The organism is Thiolinea disciformis DSM 14473 (assembly GCF_000371925.1).
GTDB classification, from domain to species: domain Bacteria; phylum Pseudomonadota; class Gammaproteobacteria; order Thiotrichales; family Thiotrichaceae; genus Thiolinea; species Thiolinea disciformis.
This window is the reverse complement of the sequence record NZ_AQVE01000007.1, coordinates 65,184-80,531: the sequence shown is the minus strand read 5'-3', so window position 1 is coordinate 80,531 and position 15,348 is coordinate 65,184. Positions and strand designations below refer to the sequence as shown.

The following is a 15,348-nucleotide window of genomic DNA, read 5'->3' as shown; positions in this document are numbered from 1 at the left end:
AAGCGCTAAGCGATGCACTTATTCTACTTTTAAGATTTTGCTATTTAATGTGCCAATTGGTTAACGGAGCTGAGCTGTAAGGGGCGATTACCTAAAGGCTTAAAAACAGTCACCGCATAACGGCCACCATTACTTAAGTCTATTAGTAAGCGATAATTCTTGCCAGCCACTACTTGGGACTTGGCTTGAATAACACGCTTGACTGTAGCTTTCCCACGGCTGATTTGTTGTGCTGCAAAATTAGCGACTTTACGCACTTCAGGATCACTGGTACTAATATTGTTAAAACTGCCCGGTTGGTTAGGTCTAACCGGCTTAGACTTAGCGGCAGGACACTGGCCACGGAAAAATGCCCATTCTTCACATACCGTTTTATCAGGCAAAGTACAATAACCTACTTGGCCCTGCGGGGTGTCGGCAATCTTAAGTGTGCCACCTTTGTTGATACAATGAGTACTCGCTGGGTTTGCTAAAGCATAAGCGGCATTAAAACTCATTAATAAACTTAACGCAGCAATAGTTTTTACAAATAAATGAACACGCATAAACTGTTCCTTCAATAAAAGGCCCAGTTTAAACGCTTAGGCACTCTTGCGTATAGACGTTTACTCTAATCTCAGATTATTCCAACCATTCCTTATACGCATTGGTATCGCGGGACTTTCCGGCTTCATAGCCCGCTTCATAAGCCTCATTTAAACGCTGTTCTTCGCGCATAGGGTTAAATAAATAACCATTTTGCCACCCTTGCACAAACTCTGGGTTGGCGCCTGCTTTTTCCATTGCTACTACAGCATCATAATATTGCTGATTCATAATTTCCTCTCTTAATTCATGAAATGGCTTGATTTAATTAAGCCGCCGCTCGAAATAGCTTTAAAGCTTTACCGCTATCTAAAACAACACGTACTGCATTGGCAGCTTCTAATAAAGTTTCATAGTGCTGTAAGTGTAATAAACCAATAGCACACACATAAACTAAACTGTCATACATTAATCCGCGCTCACCTGCCAAAGCCGCAAGTCCTTGTTTAGCTGAGGATTGAGCCAGTGCGGCACTATCCACCATACTAGCAATTTCATCACTAATCATGGGGGCTGCTGGTAAATTTTCTGGCAAAGGAATAGCACGAGTAGTGGCTTCAATACCAATGGTTTGTGGATCGATATTTAATTGCTGTAACGCCTCGTCAGGATTCCGATAGTAGAATAATTTTCCAGCTTGTTGTAAAGAAGGAATAACCCCACCTTCTACACCCCGAATAAAAGCAGCACTAGCAAAACCGGCTTGTTTCGCTAAAGCGGCATAAATGGGCGGATAAGCTTGATGCACATAACCACTAATATAATGGGTTTTTTCGCTCCCACGAATAGGTGCTAATAAGGTCTCAACAGTCGTTAAGACTTGTCGTTTAATCATACGCTGTCGTAATGGCACCAGAGCATATAATTGAGGTGCAAATTGTGCCTGATCAATATAAGTCCAACCAATCTTTTCTAATTGCTGCTGAGCCTGATCGGGTGTTAAATCTACACTTAATCCAGCAGCTTTTAGAATCAAATGGTGGGTCGCACCATATTTTGGCCCCACTTGTTTTAAACCATGCAATACCGTTGGAATACCTAAAGCTGCAAATACGGCAGGTGCAAAACTAGAAGCTGGAACGCCACGCGCATAACCATCATAGGGATCGGATAAATCAATGATTTCCGCGACTTTCGCAATTCTAATTTCAGCCGTATCAATTAATGCCTGAAGCGTGCCTCGATTTTCTTCATCGGTTTCACGTTTCATGCGTAGCGCAATTAAATAAATAGCTGCCTGAACCGGATCAACCTCGGGATCAAGCAAATGACGCATCGCATAATAAGCTTCATCATAAGTTAAATCTTTGCTGTATTCGGGGCCAGTCGCGACCTTTTGAATACATTGGCGTAGATGTAATTTTAAGTTTGTATCATTCATTACTGAGTCCATAGGCAGGCAGTTTAAAAATCAAGTCTCTAATAAAAAATACCTCTGTTGAGGTACGACTTGACTAAATTTCCTTTGATCTTAACAAGCACACCGACAATCTTTCCCAGAACACCTTATACAGTATTAATAGCCGTATGCTGCACACACGAACGCTGGATGTTCGCCCCTTTTATTTTAAGGACACAAACCACTATGAGCACTTACTATACAGAACAACCGCGCCTATCTCGTCGTTACGAGTTAGGCGAGCCTTCTCGTTATTCAAGCCGCGAACTGCCTTCCAGATATACTGGCCGCTCTAGTAGTCTTTTTGACGAAACCCCTGCGTCAAGCTCGCCTAGCAGACAAGAATTAATGGGCATTATTCGTGAGCTAGTCCAAAGATTGCGCTCTGAACAATCTAATAGAGAACAATATGCTAACCAACTCCGTGCATTACAAGGGCAAGGTGGCGCTCAAGATATGGATCCGCGTCAACTGGCTGCGATGATGCAACAACAAGGTGGACCTCAAGGCATGGATCCTCGCCAAGCTGCCATGATGCAAGAACAGGGGCAAGGTGGCGCTCAAGATATGGATCCGCGTCAACTAGCTGCGATGATGCAACAACAAGGTGGACCTCAAGGCATAGACCCGCGTCAAGCTGCCATGATGCAACAACAAGGCGCTCAAGGCATGGATCCACGTCAAGCTGCCATGATGCAAGGGCAAGGCGCTCAAGGCATGGATCCACGTCAAGCTGCCATGATGCAACAACAAGGTGGACCTCAAGGCATGGACCCTAGCCAAGCTGCCATGATGCAAGGGCAAGGTGGTCCTCAAGGCATGGACCCGCGTCAACTGGCTGCAATGATGCAACAACAGGGTGGCCCTCAAGGTATGGATCCACGTCAAGCTGCCATGATGCAAGGGCAAGGTGGCCCTCAAGGCATGGACCCGCGTCAAGCTGCCATGATGCAAGGTCAAGGTGCTGGCGCTCCTCAGGGTATGGATCCTAGTCAAGCTGCCATGATGCAGAATCCTATGATGATGGGAATGGGGATGATGAATCCTATGATGGGAATGGGGATGATGAATCCTATGATGATGGGAATGGGTATGATGCCTAGACTTCGTCCTTATCCCATTTATGTTCCTATTCCACCCGCTACCCCTACAACAGCAGGTTAGAGTCTCATTGATAGAATTGGCTTGTTGACAGGATGCATCAGGGTAGCTTGTCATGAAATTACTGATTAAAGCCGGATATAAAATATATCAACGCCTACATGGCAGAAATATATTAAATCTCGTGCCCACCTCGTTTGGCTGGCGCTACCTATTGAGCAATACTAAGCTAATCTTAGTACATATCTAAAAATGATGAGATTATGTAGATAGATTGATTGTAGGGTCGGAGTTTTTAAGTAGATAATTTTCAGGAGTGCAAGTCGAGAGGGACTTAGCTTGCACTCCTAAAGTTTTTAAAGCCTTACTTCAGACTAACTTATTTTTAAGAACGACGACTTTAATCGACCAGTTTAACAGGCGACACAATAATCCCATCTTCATCCGAATAGATGTACTGACCCTGTGTAAAGGTCACATCATGAAAATGCACAGGCTCACCCTTCACGCCAAAACCACGCTTTACGCTTTTTAATGGAATAGTACCTAACGCTTTCACGCCAATATCCATTTGGCTGATATCGACGGAATCACGGATTAAACCGTAAACAATCACGCCTTCCCAACCATTTTTGGCTGCTTTCTCAGCCAACATATCGCCTAATAAAGCACAACGAGTTGAGCCACCACCATCAACTACTAGTACTTTACCCTTGCCTTCCATTGCTACGAATTCACGGACTAAGGAATTATCTTCGTGAATTTTAATAGTAACGATTTCACCCGCGAACTTATTGCGTCCACCAAAGTTATGAAAGCCAGGTTGCACTACTTGTAGTGGTTTATCTTCGTGATCGTCTAATAAATCAGCCGTTTTAAAATCTGTCATAGTCAATCCTTTAAACTTTTAGCTTAGGGGTAATAAAAAAGCCCGACAGTGAGCCGGGCTTTTTTCACAGCGAATGCTTATTCAAACCGGCTTGGCTTGAATGTAGGCATTTTAGTGGAATTGTTCTTCTTCAGTAGAACCTGTTAAGGCTTTAACGCTAGAAGAACCACCTTGGATAACGGTTGTTACGTCATCGAAGTAACCAGCGCCAACTTCTTGTTGGTGAGATACGAAGGTGTAACCTTTGTCACGAGCCGCAAACTCTGGTTCTTGAACCATGTTCACATAGTGTTTCATACCTTCGCCGCGTGCATAGTTGTGCGCGAATTGGAAGGTGTTGAACCAGTTGATATGGATACCAGCTAAGGTAATGAATTGGTACTTATAACCTAACGCTGATAATTCATCTTGGAATTTAGCAATAGTTACGTCATCTAAATTCTTCTTCCAGTTGAAAGAAGGTGAACAGTTATAAGATAACAATTTACCTGGGCAAGCAGCTTGAACGGCTTGAGCAAACTCACGTGCAAAACCTAAATCAGGTGTACCTGTTTCACACCATACTAAGTCGGCATAAGGCGCATAAGCGATACCACGACTGATGGCTTGCTCTAAACCGTTTTTCACACGGTAGAAGCCTTCTTGTGTGCGCTCACCCGTTAAGAATGGTTTGTCGTTTGCATCGTGATCAGAAGTTAACAAATTAGCTGCTTCAGCATCAGTACGCGCTAAAACGATAGTAGGAACACCCATCACGTCCGCTGCAAAACGTGCAGCAATTAATTTCTCAACCGCTTCATTGGTTGGAACTAATACTTTACCGCCCATGTGACCGCATTTTTTAACAGCGGCTAATTGGTCTTCAAAGTGAACGCCCGCAGCACCTGCCGCGATCATGTTCTTCATTAATTCAAAGGCATTTAACACACCACCGAAGCCCGCTTCAGCGTCAGCCACGATTGGTAAGAAGTAATCAACGAACTCTTTATCGCCTGGGTTAATACCACGAGACCATTGGATTTCGTCAGCGCGTTTGAACGTGTTGTTAATACGACGCACCATAGTAGGTACGGAATCGTATGCGTATAACGATTGGTCTGGGTACATGGTTTCAGAGGTATTACCATCGGCGGCAACCTGCCAACCAGAAAGATAAACCGCTTCTAAGCCAGCTTTAGCTTGTTGCATCGCTTGACCCGCAGTGATCGCACCGAAAGCATTCACATAACCTTTCTTAGCTTCACCGTTAACACGCTTCCATAATTTTTCAGCGCCTTGCTTCGCTAAAGTATACTCTGGTTGCATAGAACCACGTAAGCGCACGACGTCAGCCGCACTGTAACCACGCTTAACGTTTTTCCAGCGTGGATTGGTTGCCCAATCTTTCTCTAAAGCAGCGATTTGCTCTTGACGATTCATGATGCAGTTCCTCAAATCAAACATTCAAAAATTTATCTACTTGCTGAATAGTATGTGAGTTAGATTATGTCGACAATCAATAAAATTCGATTGTATACATAAGAAAATTCTATTAAGAGAAAGTTTCACTAAGAACTTAATTTAAACCATTTAAATTATTGATTAATATATTTATTTTTTTTGATAATTCTCAATTTGTGTGATGCAGCAAAAAAATAGCTTAAAAAAAATTGTAGTACACTTTAGAACTTACTAATAAATGAATACACTAATTCAGGCAAGTGGTTAACATAAAAAAAAGCCTTGCTAAACGTTTCAGCTAGCAAGGCTACTTTAAAAACAATAAGTTATAGAGTAAACATCTCCTTAGATAGGCTGAACCGGCGCTAACTTTAGAGTAGATAAGGTGTATTGACGTACAGTCTGCAACAAGTCTTCATCATCTACCAAGGACTTGCCATAGGATGGCACTAATTGATGAAGCTTATCCTGCCACTCAGGTGTCGCCAAAGAGGCTTTGAAACAACGCTCAACAATTTGCATCATGGCTTGGACGGCAACCGATGCTCCTGGCGATGCCCCCAGTAAAACCGCCAAACTATTATCAGAAGCAGTCACAACTTCTGTACCGAATTCAAGTTTTCCACCTTTTTTCGGATCTTTCTTAATAATTTGTACCCGTTGACCCGCGATTTCTAATTTCCAATCGTCGGCTTTGGCACTAGGGTAGTACTCGCGTAAGGCATTGACACGAGCGGCATGGGTTTGCATAACCTCTGTCACCAAGTATTTGATTAAATCCATACTGGTCAAACCTACGCGCACCATCGGCACGACATTGGAAGGACGAATGGATGCAAATAAATCAAAGATCGAGCCTTGTTTAAGGAATTTGGTGGTAAAACCCGCAAATGGTCCAAATAAAAGTGCGCGCTTGCCGTCAATGATGCGTGTATCTAAGTGTGGGACAGACATAGGCGGCGCGCCAATAGATGCTTTGCCATACACTTTAGCATAATGCTGAGGGACGATGTCCTCACGATTACAGACCAGCCATTGCCCACTCACTGGAAAACCGCCGTAGCCTAAGCCCTCTTCAATGCCAGACATTTGTAAAAGATTCAGCGCAGCGCCGCCGCCACCTAAGAATACAAATTTCGCATTAATCGAGGCAGGAGGCTCGGCACTGTTACTCCGTGGCCTGATCAACCAAGAACCATCGGCTTGTTTATCAATACCTTGCACTTCATAATTCAGATGCAATTGAAAGTCGGGTGACTTCTGAAGGTTTTGTACCAAATAGCGCCCAACAGCACCAAAATTCACATCTGAGCCATGATCTATGCGCGTCGCAGCGACTTTCTGATGGGGATCACGCCCCTCCATCACTAACGGAATCCACTCACGCAACACGGCTGGATCGTCGCTAAATTCCATGCCCTTAAATAAAGGATGTTTTGATAAATGCTCGTAGCGCTTGCGTAAGAAGGCTACATTTTCCTCACCCCACACAAAACTCATATGTGGTACAGGGTTAATGAAATTGGATGGCTCCGGCAAAGCTTGTTGCTTTACTAAAGCAGCCCAAAACTGCAAACTCATCTCAAAAGCACTATTAATAAAATAGGCTTTGTCATAATTGATTGAGCCATCGGCAGCTTGTGGGGTGTAATTTAATTCGCAATAAGCCGCATGACCGGTTCCCGCATTGTGCCAAGCGCTACTACTTTCCTGCATAATGTCGGCCATTTGTTCGACCATGGCCATTTTAAAGGAAGGATTCATTTGCTTGAGTAAGGTGCCTAAGGTCGCACTCATAATACCAGCACCTACAAGCAAAACATCTACATGATTAGTGGTCATGGTTGGGGATATCCTAGCCGACGAAAGTCCAAATAATAATGGCCTAACACCTTAATTTCTACTGATAGAACCATTATTTTTCAATAAATTGTCGACAATAATAATGCATCTTGACAAGAACCTGTGTAGAATGCGGCATTGCAGCATTGCCTCTTTAAAAAACCCCTCACTTCCTAAGAGCTTTATTGGTCTAGCAATGCCTGCTTGACTTTATAAAAACCTTAGCATTTTTCGGAAAAATCCACCCACCCTGCTTAGACTCCAACTTAAGCTAATTGTCGACATTAAAGACATGCCACACTGAGTCTTTAACAGTAGAGCCTCCGATGGATTTATGATTTATTTGATAAGCGAATCAAGAAATTTTAGCCAGCTACAGGGTGAAACTGCTGAGTATTGTTTGCCATAATGACGCCCTTCATTGATAACGGTTTGGGCTAATCTTATGTTCACGCGTTTGCTGCAAGTTCTGAGCTTATTGCTCGTCATCTCCTCTGCCAATGCCACCACCCCGTATGTAGGAATGAATACCAACGAGGCAGTTCACTTTGACTCAAGCCTGCCCTTTGCTGATTTATTTCGTACCGCTGAGCCTTTTAATGAAAATAAAGAATTTACCCGTGGTGGCATAGTCTACGATGCGCAAGGTTGGGTAAAAGATTTGCGGGGTGGTCAGGCGGGAACTTGGTTCGTGCGTTGGATGCCAGCGAATGCCTTACCTAAAGGTGAATATACCGTGAGCTATGAAGGCTCTGGCAGTATTCGCTATGAAGAAGGCGCTACTTTAGTTAAACAAAGTGCAGGACGCGATATTATCACCTTGCGCCCTACTGACAAGAATGAGATTTCTGGCGCTTTAGTAATTGAAAAATCTGATCCCAAAGACCCCATCCGCCATATTCGCGTCACCATGCCGGGCGGAATTTGTGCCAATAATCCTTTTCAGCGTGTCGAGTCCGCTAATCAATGTGGCGGTGGTCAATATCGCTCTTTTGCCGATCACTCGGATGAGATTGTCTTTAATCCCGACTACTTAAACTTCATGCGCCAGTTCAAAACGATTCGCTTCATGAATATGTCGGGCATTACGCGTAACCCCATACAATCGTGGAATCAACGTCCACAAATTGATCAGGCGACTTGGGGCGGCTCAGAAGGCAAACGTGGTGTACCGTTAGAAATTATGGTGGATTTGGCAAACACCTTAAATGCCGATGCTTGGTTTAATATTCCCCATCGTGCTGATGATGCTTTTGTTCAGCAATACGCTCAATATGTAAGCACCAATCTCAAACCTAATTTAAAAGCTTATATTGAATATACCAATGAAGCATGGAATACAGTATTTAGCCAAGCGCAATATGTGCAACAAATGGGGCAAGCCGAGCGGCTTGATCCAGTGCCATTAAATGCGGGTTTAAAATATTACGCCAAACGCAGTAAGGAAATTTTCCAAATCTGGGATCAAGTTTTTAATAATCGCCAGCGTTTAGTGCGTGTCTTAAGTGGCTGGTCCGGTAATCCAGCAACTACCCCTTTAATCCTTAAATCCTTCGACGTTTATCAATCAGCGGATATGTTTGCGCTCGCACCTTATTTTTATGCGGATCAAGCTTCATTAATGCGCGTAAATAGTGTGGATGATATTTTTGCCTTATTAAATAGCAATCAACGTTACTCGATAGAACAAACCTTGCGCCAAGTCGATCAGCACATGCAATTCCTCGATACCTATCGTCTAGGTTTAATCGCTTATGAGGGCGGACAACATTTAGTCGTGCATGGAACTAAATCGCGTGACCAATATCCTAACCCCTTAATTATTGAAGCGAATCGTGACCCACGTATGGAGCAAGCCTACAGCCAACTGCTAAAAGGTTTCCGCCAAGCGGGCGGTCGCTTGTTTATGGCTTTTTCTTCGCCCCGCGCACCCGCTCACTACGGCTGCTGGGGAGTGAAAGAATACATTACACAATCACCTGCTGAAGCGCCGAAGTATCGTGCTTTGACACGTTTTTAATCATCCGCTAGTCTAAGTAAAATTTATTAATTAATAAGGATAAAAAATAGATGGGCAATGCTAATAATTCACTAGCACCACCACCAGCGTGGAATGACACTGCTAATACAGGCATGGGGGCAACACAAGGTTTTGATCCTACCAGCCTTGCACCAGACTTTTTGTCTGCGCCTTTCCTGCTGGGTAATGTTGGTGCGCCCTTTGTGATTGGCCTAGCAGTGGGCTATTTTGCTAAAAAGGTGTTGAGAATGGCCTTATTTTTGGCTGGTGGCGCCATTGTCCTGCTTTTTATTAGTGAATATTACGGGATCACCCAGGTCGCTGACGCGCAACTGCAACACGCTGCTGAAACTGCCACGACGATGGCGCGTGACTATGGCTCTGCCTTACAACACCGCTTATCCCAAATCACCAGCAAAGGTGTCAGCGCTACCGCTGGATTTTTGGTGGGATTAAAATTCGGTTAAACGCCAACAATCTACTAACACCTTTAATGGCTAGTGATTAAAGGTGTTTTAACTCCTGCGCCGCAGCCAGCCTGTCACACTCAAACGCTCACGCTGTGCGGGTAAGACTTCATGCGAAAAACGCTCACTTAAGAAAACTACTAAACTCCCAGCCTCTGGTGCAATGTCTATAAATGCCGCATTACTCGTATAAAGGCGCAATTGTCCGCCGTCTTCTGCTTGCCAAGCATGGTTTAGATAAGTAATTACTGTCACTAAGCGTGTTGAGCGCCCCCGAAAATTATCAAGGTGTTTTTTATAAAAACTCGCACGAGGGTAAACCGCAAAATGCGCTTCGCTTTCAAAGACGCCTAAAAATAACTCACTATTGAGCGCTAAACGTAATTGCTCGAGGAAATCCAGATAGTACGCAACCGCCTCACCTTGCGCTGACTCCAGCCACAATACCGAATCGTTACGAATATCAAAATTTTGTAATTTATTAGCCCCCTGCCCAATCGCGGCTGGGTGAAACTCTCCTGCTTGCCAAGCACTTAATGCTTGAGCACGCAAAGCTTGAACGTGGTTAGTCGGAAAAAATTTTGGCAACACCAGCCAGCCTTGCTCGGCCAAAGCTTGAGTGATCTGAGTTAAGGCAACTTGCAGGGAAAAATCGGGCATGGTTTGGCTTTGTTAAACAAAATGCCAAGCTAAAGTTCAATCCGCTACTTGTCAACCTGTGAATTCAGACACTTCTTGACGGATTTGGCGCATGACGGGCAATAAACGCTCGAATAGCTTAAATAGCTCAGGGTCAAAATAACGTCCTGCCATATCGCGCATCATACTAACCGACTCGTATTCGGGAATCGCTTCTTTATAAATGCGTTCGTGCAATAAAGCATCATACACATCGACAATCGTCGTAATCCGCGCGGGTAAGGGAATCGCTTCACCTTCTAAGCCTTCGGGATAACCGGTACCATCCCAACGTTCATGATGACTACGCGCAATTACTTGTGCCATTTGTAACACTGGAATCGTCGAGCCACTCAACATACGTGCACCAATTTCGGTATGCTGTTTCATCACAGTAAATTCGGCATCGTTTAAAGAACCATTTTTTCGCAGTACCCGATCAGGAATCCCGATTTTGCCAATATCATGCATGGGCGCGGCAATACGAATAATATCAATCTGCTCTTCACTCCAATTGAGCGCCTTTGCCATCGCCGCTGCATACAAACCAATACGCCTGACATGCGTGCCCGTTTCTTGGTCACGATAACTGGTCAAACTCACTAATTTAATTGCCAGCTCTTCTTCACGGCGCCGAATCGCTAAGGTTCGCCGCTGTACTTCTGTTTCGAGCATTTCCTTAGTCAGCAAACTATTACGTACTTGCTGATAGCGTTCCAACTCTTGGGTATAGCGCTTACCTAGATTTTGAATCAATAAAATACGCTTACCTTGGCTACATAAAGCACTGGCCTCAAAAGCGATGGACTGCTCCAAAGCATCAATTTCAATCCAAGGGCCAGAGGCCAAAGGCTCGGTCTTGGCTTCTTGCCAATGAAGCTCAGCATCTTCCTTAAAACAACTGAGATAGGCAAAACTATCAAATAAAGGATAGCTATCATTTTCAACATGCCCTAGAAAAAATAATAACCAATCCGGCATATCAGATAATAATTGAAATTGCTGGTCGGCTTCATAACTAAAGGCGACGATATTTAAGGAATTATAGATATCCTCCAAAATGCTACTCATGCTTAAGCCCCTATATGAGCAGTTACTAACTGTCTGGCTAGATTAGTAAATATATTCTCGACACCCTCACCTGATAAAGCGCTCGCCTGCACTACTGGAAATCCCAAATTAATCAGCCGATGTAAATGCTCGGGTGTTAAGCGCCATTGGTCTTGTAAATCGGATTTATTTAAAACAAATACAGTAGAAAAAATGCCATAATCACGTTGAATGCGTAAATGAATATCTAAAGCAACATCAAAGGAATTCGGGCGCGTTCCATCAATAACCACAATATAACCCGCTAGCCCTCGCAAATGCGCGGGGCGAATTTGGGTAAAATCGTCCTCACCTGCCACGTCCCAAAGCATTAGATTTAATTGTGTATCGTCCACCACCACAATTTTCTTATCGATTTTTACACCAACGGTGGTTTGGTATTTCTCACTGAATAAGCTATGTACATAGCGCTGAATCAGACTGGTTTTACCTACTGAAAAAGCCCCCACTAAACAAACTTTTTTTTGTAACACTAACTCATTCACGTGCTTTGACTCATGCTGCTGAGCCTCTCTTAATAAAATTGAATCTGATAATGCACACTGCGTTCATTGCGTGTCACATTAGCTTGAGTGGGTAAACTATTGATTAATGCCGCTGGCACACCATTTTTAATTAAAGCTTGAGTCACCGTTTTAACACGCTCAGTGATTAAACGATTATTAGCTTCCACCGTTCCCGTATCATCTGCATAGCCTGATAAATTTAATTGAATATTTTTTTGATTCTGCCGTGCCAAACTAATTAATTCCAGCAAGCTGTCGCTAGTTTTTTTAATAGCGCTTGGGTCAGTAATTTGGGCATCATTATTCGCAAACTTTAACGGTGTCTGCTGAATCTGATCGACTAAATGGTTAAGACGCTGCTCGCGCTCCAGTGCCTCATTATCATGAATAGTCAGTGCTTCACTGTCCAAAGCTTGTACATTGGGTAATAGTGACCAAGTAGTCATCAACTGTTGTTGCCACAGCTTATCGGTCGAGCCACTCACGTGTAATACGCCCGCTTGGTAGTCTAGTTTTACACTAGGCGGTGGTTTTAAGAGTTGCTGGGCGCGCGCCAAACTTAACGAGTCATCCAAAGACACAAAAGGACGCTCGTTCACTTGAATAGTCAGTGGAATGGCACTGAATAAGCTATTGATTCCTCGCGCTAAAGGATCACGCAATACCTCGATGTGATAATGATTGGCGTGCGCTTGTGTCGCTGTCACCACCACACCAGGCTCTTGTTGTAATAACTGAACGGCTGTTTGGAAGATTTGGTAATCACGATAATACTGATAAGTCCAAACGCCAATACCAGCTAACATTCCGGTTAGGACAAGCATAGCCAGCCATGGAAATCGGCGTTTTTGCACCTGCGATTGACTTTGTAAGCACTGCGTCAATAAGGGCTGGGTGCGGTCAAAGGCTTGTACATCACCTTGATAAGCCTGCAATTCATCATGCAACTGACTATGCAATGCCGCTAAAGTATCCGCTAATAGAATGCGCAAATCCGCCGGTGGATTGCCACGTACTACCGCGGCTAATACCGCATAAGGCCCTTGTTCAATAAAAACACTGACATCACCCAGACTCAGCTGATTGAGCGCCTCATCTTTCTGCACTTCAAACGAGTCGCGCACGAAATCTTGAATCGCTGTCAACATTCCAGATACTAAATCAGGATCTTTAGACACGGCATTGGGTGACACCACATGTTGTAACAATAAACCGGTTTCACGATGAATCAAAAAGACCTGTTCAACACGATAAATCAGGGTTTTTAATAACAAAACCTCGGTATAACTACGTCCAGTGCGCCACGCATCAAAACGCCACAATAACGAACGTGGCGACAAACTCTGCTCTAATAATTGATTAAAGGTTTGTAGGGTTTGCGCTAAGACTTCGTGGATGGATTTACGAATCGCTGGCCCCATTACAGGATAAAGTGCATTCGCTAGACGTTGTGGGTCATTATCAATCGACTGGGTGAGAACCTTCTCAACCGTGGGGGCTAGTGCTGAGACCAGAGCCTGATCTTGACCAGCGCGGCGTTTGATAGCCTCTGCTAATACATTCGCAGTATGCTCAGTATGTGCCTCACGATCCAACACTAAACGCTGCAAGCGCGACCAGCTTGCCTCATCAACCCCCAAGAGTAGCGCACGCAACTGCACTAACTGTTGGTCATTGAGAGAGGATGTTGAGGCAAGCGGCGCAGTCATAGGCTTATGGGTTTACACCTGTTCAGGATCAAATAGTTGCTGTGCCATACTATTGAGTAAGCCCGCAACCGCTTTACGATCCGCCTTATCGTGGCGCAATTGATCGCTAGCTTGTTGTAATTGCTGCAGTAAATCCGCACGCCATGTTTCTATCTGGCTAGATAGCATTTCGACTTCGCGTGTCACACGCTCATGAATTTGGGTTTGCTGACTTTTTGCACGCTTACTAAGCTCATCCAATTGTTGGTCGTGTTGATCTAAACGCTTACGCAGCACGGTTTGATCTTGACTACGTAGGCGCACTTCTTCGGCTAATTGATCTTTCAGCGCCAATAACTCTTGGGTCACGCCATCAAAACGTTTTTGCGTATCAGCACTTAATTGACTCAAAGAAACACGTAATTGACGATCTAAGGCCGCTTGACGGCGCTCTAACTCACGAAATTGCTCGCCAAATAAAATATTACGCACGGTATCCATATGCGTGTCAGTGGTAGGCAATAAACTAGCAACCAACGCAGCATCTGCTGCATCATTCGCTTCTAGGACAGCCGTATCTTGGGTTTGTGCTTGCATAGCTTGGGCTCACATTATTATTAGCATTACTCTACCCTATTGGGATTTAAGACATTTTTTCTAATAAGGGCAAGTCTTCAGTACAGTCCCTAGCCTAGCACTTATGGATTAAGCGCTATAATTTTTCGGATAGGAGGAAGCGGCGTTTTTTCTGGAAAATCAGGCCTAAATGCCATCTTTCAGTTACCCTTACGCAAGAAAGACTAGTCTTTATTAGACCAAGCTAGTATGGAAACTGGTAAACTTTTCCGCTACCAAACGAGGCTACTCTTTACTAAGACTAGCCCTAACTTGCTATTAAGGACGCTAAAACTTTATCCGCAATGAGGGAAATTTGAATTGCCAGTACAGCGCTGCCATGCGTAATGCGAAAATCGTGAACATTCCAATACACATGGCTAACACCTCAGGTAAAAACGCTCGGATAATCACATAGAGCACAGCGCCAATAATAACCGCGCTCGCGTAGAACTCACCGCGCATTACCATGGGTGTCACCGGCGTTAAAACATCGCGAATCATGCCGCCCACCACGCCAGTAACCACCCCCATAATCGGTGCAATACTCACTGGCACACCATATTCGAGCGTTTTTGATGTCCCTAAAATACCAAATAATGCCAAGCCAGCAGCATCGGCAATATTTAATAGAGCGCCTAGATGTTTTTGCGGCACGGTAAAAAAGCGCATGGCAACTAATGTGATAAAGGTGGTAGCCAAAATTATCCAAGGATAACTAAGGTCGTTAATTCAAAAGACGGGAATCGCGCCAATCAATAAATCGCGCACACTGCCGCCGCCTAAAGCCCCCGCAAAGGCCATCACCAAGCCACCAAAAAAATCCATTTGATAATGTGCTGCCTGCAAGATAGCGCTAATCGTAATAGAGACCACCGCCACTAAAGTGACTGCATCTATAAACGTCTGGAAATTCATACGAACAACCTTGCTGGCACCATAAAGCAGCGAGTATAGAGAAATATTGCCAAATTAGAGCTAAAAAATAAGGCTCAGTGGGTGTTGAGC

The 15,348-nt window shown here is 44.2% G+C and carries 16 protein-coding genes; 3 read left to right on the top strand and 13 right to left on the bottom strand.

Annotation, left to right across the window (positions count from 1 at the left end; genetic code table 11):
• Positions 1–44: 44 nt before the first annotated feature.
• The 3 genes from A3IE_RS22820 to A3IE_RS0107465 form a co-directional block, all read right to left on the bottom strand.
• Positions 45–545 carry a DUF333 domain-containing protein gene (locus A3IE_RS22820; protein WP_020394987.1) on the bottom strand — a complete coding sequence of 167 codons (501 nt, stop codon included), beginning with the start codon at positions 543–545 and terminating at the stop codon, positions 45–47.
• Between the two features lie 76 nt (positions 546–621).
• Positions 622–816, bottom strand: a complete 195-nt coding sequence (locus tag A3IE_RS0107470) for an Alvin_2107 family globule sulfur oxidation protein (RefSeq protein ID WP_020394986.1) — start codon at positions 814–816, stop codon at positions 622–624.
• Positions 817–853: 37 nt separating this feature from the next.
• The gene (locus tag A3IE_RS0107465; RefSeq protein ID WP_020394985.1) at positions 854–1,966 is read right to left on the bottom strand and encodes an anthranilate phosphoribosyltransferase; all 1,113 of its coding nucleotides are present in this window, start codon (positions 1,964–1,966) and stop codon (positions 854–856) included.
• A gap of 204 nt (positions 1,967–2,170) precedes the next feature.
• Here A3IE_RS0107465 and A3IE_RS0107460 point away from each other — a divergent pair, with 204 nt between their 5' ends.
• On the top strand, positions 2,171–3,148 hold the full coding sequence (locus tag A3IE_RS0107460; RefSeq protein ID WP_157832849.1) for a hypothetical protein: 978 nt from the start codon (positions 2,171–2,173) through the stop codon (positions 3,146–3,148).
• 337 nt (positions 3,149–3,485) lie between these two features.
• Here A3IE_RS0107460 and rraA read toward each other — a convergent pair whose 3' ends face one another.
• The 3 genes from rraA to mqo all read right to left on the bottom strand — a co-directional run bounded on the left by rraA (position 3,486) and on the right by mqo (position 7,256).
• Positions 3,486–3,974, bottom strand: coding sequence for a ribonuclease E activity regulator RraA (gene rraA / locus A3IE_RS0107455; protein ID WP_020394983.1), 489 nt, complete (start codon positions 3,972–3,974; stop codon positions 3,486–3,488).
• A 111-nt stretch (positions 3,975–4,085) separates the two neighbouring features.
• Positions 4,086–5,393, bottom strand: coding sequence for an isocitrate lyase (gene aceA / locus A3IE_RS0107450; protein WP_020394982.1), 1,308 nt, complete (start codon positions 5,391–5,393; stop codon positions 4,086–4,088).
• A gap of 366 nt (positions 5,394–5,759) precedes the next feature.
• A complete protein-coding gene (mqo, locus tag A3IE_RS0107445) occupies positions 5,760–7,256 on the bottom strand; it encodes a malate dehydrogenase (quinone) (RefSeq protein ID WP_020394981.1) in 1,497 nt (498 codons plus the stop codon).
• A gap of 445 nt (positions 7,257–7,701) precedes the next feature.
• Here mqo and A3IE_RS0107440 point away from each other — a divergent pair, with 445 nt between their 5' ends.
• Together A3IE_RS0107440 and A3IE_RS0107435 are read left to right on the top strand one after the other, a co-directional pair.
• Positions 7,702–9,276 carry a hypothetical protein gene (locus A3IE_RS0107440; RefSeq protein WP_020394980.1) on the top strand — a complete coding sequence of 525 codons (1,575 nt, stop codon included), beginning with the start codon at positions 7,702–7,704 and terminating at the stop codon, positions 9,274–9,276.
• 50 nt (positions 9,277–9,326) lie between these two features.
• Complete coding sequence (locus A3IE_RS0107435; protein WP_020394979.1) at positions 9,327–9,743, top strand: FUN14 domain-containing protein; 417 nt, start codon at positions 9,327–9,329, stop codon at positions 9,741–9,743.
• A gap of 48 nt (positions 9,744–9,791) precedes the next feature.
• Here A3IE_RS0107435 and A3IE_RS0107430 read toward each other — a convergent pair whose 3' ends face one another.
• The 7 genes from A3IE_RS0107430 to A3IE_RS21975 all read right to left on the bottom strand — a co-directional run bounded on the left by A3IE_RS0107430 (position 9,792) and on the right by A3IE_RS21975 (position 15,258).
• The gene (locus A3IE_RS0107430; RefSeq protein WP_020394978.1) at positions 9,792–10,403 is read right to left on the bottom strand and encodes a 2OG-Fe(II) oxygenase; all 612 of its coding nucleotides are present in this window, start codon (positions 10,401–10,403) and stop codon (positions 9,792–9,794) included.
• A 51-nt stretch (positions 10,404–10,454) separates the two neighbouring features.
• Positions 10,455–11,492 carry an HD-GYP domain-containing protein gene (locus A3IE_RS0107425; protein WP_020394977.1) on the bottom strand — a complete coding sequence of 346 codons (1,038 nt, stop codon included), beginning with the start codon at positions 11,490–11,492 and terminating at the stop codon, positions 10,455–10,457.
• 2 nt (positions 11,493–11,494) lie between these two features.
• Positions 11,495–12,016 (bottom strand): Rab family GTPase, encoded by a 522-nt coding sequence (locus tag A3IE_RS0107420; protein ID WP_020394976.1) that lies wholly within the window; start codon positions 12,014–12,016, stop codon positions 11,495–11,497.
• A gap of 29 nt (positions 12,017–12,045) precedes the next feature.
• Positions 12,046–13,746: an OmpA family protein gene (locus A3IE_RS0107415; RefSeq protein WP_020394975.1), complete on the bottom strand. Its 1,701-nt coding sequence runs from the start codon at positions 13,744–13,746 to the stop codon at positions 12,046–12,048.
• Between the two features lie 12 nt (positions 13,747–13,758).
• On the bottom strand, positions 13,759–14,322 hold the full coding sequence (locus A3IE_RS0107410) for a hypothetical protein (RefSeq protein ID WP_020394974.1): 564 nt from the start codon (positions 14,320–14,322) through the stop codon (positions 13,759–13,761).
• A gap of 306 nt (positions 14,323–14,628) precedes the next feature.
• On the bottom strand, positions 14,629–15,042 hold the full coding sequence (locus A3IE_RS21625; RefSeq protein ID WP_020394973.1) for a trimeric intracellular cation channel family protein: 414 nt from the start codon (positions 15,040–15,042) through the stop codon (positions 14,629–14,631).
• 30 nt (positions 15,043–15,072) lie between these two features.
• The gene (locus A3IE_RS21975) at positions 15,073–15,258 is read right to left on the bottom strand and encodes a TRIC cation channel family protein (protein ID WP_020394972.1); all 186 of its coding nucleotides are present in this window, start codon (positions 15,256–15,258) and stop codon (positions 15,073–15,075) included.
• Positions 15,259–15,348: the final 90 nt, after the last annotated feature.

Coding starts and splice junctions, on each gene's coding strand:
- A3IE_RS0107430 (WP_020394978.1), bottom strand. CDS start 10,403: ATGCCCGATTTTTCCCTGCAAGTTGCCTTAACTCAGATCACTCAAGCT.
- A3IE_RS0107440 (WP_020394980.1), top strand. CDS start 7,702: ATGTTCACGCGTTTGCTGCAAGTTCTGAGCTTATTGCTCGTCATCTCC.
- A3IE_RS0107460 (WP_157832849.1), top strand. CDS start 2,171: ATGAGCACTTACTATACAGAACAACCGCGCCTATCTCGTCGTTACGAG.
- A3IE_RS21975 (WP_020394972.1), bottom strand. CDS start 15,258: ATGAATTTCCAGACGTTTATAGATGCAGTCACTTTAGTGGCGGTGGTC.
- A3IE_RS0107425 (WP_020394977.1), bottom strand. CDS start 11,492: ATGAGTAGCATTTTGGAGGATATCTATAATTCCTTAAATATCGTCGCC.
- rraA (WP_020394983.1), bottom strand. CDS start 3,974: ATGACAGATTTTAAAACGGCTGATTTATTAGACGATCACGAAGATAAA.
- A3IE_RS22820 (WP_020394987.1), bottom strand. CDS start 545: ATGCGTGTTCATTTATTTGTAAAAACTATTGCTGCGTTAAGTTTATTA.
- A3IE_RS0107470 (WP_020394986.1), bottom strand. CDS start 816: ATGAATCAGCAATATTATGATGCTGTAGTAGCAATGGAAAAAGCAGGC.
- mqo (WP_020394981.1), bottom strand. CDS start 7,256: ATGACCACTAATCATGTAGATGTTTTGCTTGTAGGTGCTGGTATTATG.
- A3IE_RS0107415 (WP_020394975.1), bottom strand. CDS start 13,746: ATGACTGCGCCGCTTGCCTCAACATCCTCTCTCAATGACCAACAGTTA.
- aceA (WP_020394982.1), bottom strand. CDS start 5,393: ATGAATCGTCAAGAGCAAATCGCTGCTTTAGAGAAAGATTGGGCAACC.
- A3IE_RS0107410 (WP_020394974.1), bottom strand. CDS start 14,322: ATGCAAGCACAAACCCAAGATACGGCTGTCCTAGAAGCGAATGATGCA.
- A3IE_RS0107465 (WP_020394985.1), bottom strand. CDS start 1,966: ATGAATGATACAAACTTAAAATTACATCTACGCCAATGTATTCAAAAG.
- A3IE_RS0107435 (WP_020394979.1), top strand. CDS start 9,327: ATGGGCAATGCTAATAATTCACTAGCACCACCACCAGCGTGGAATGAC.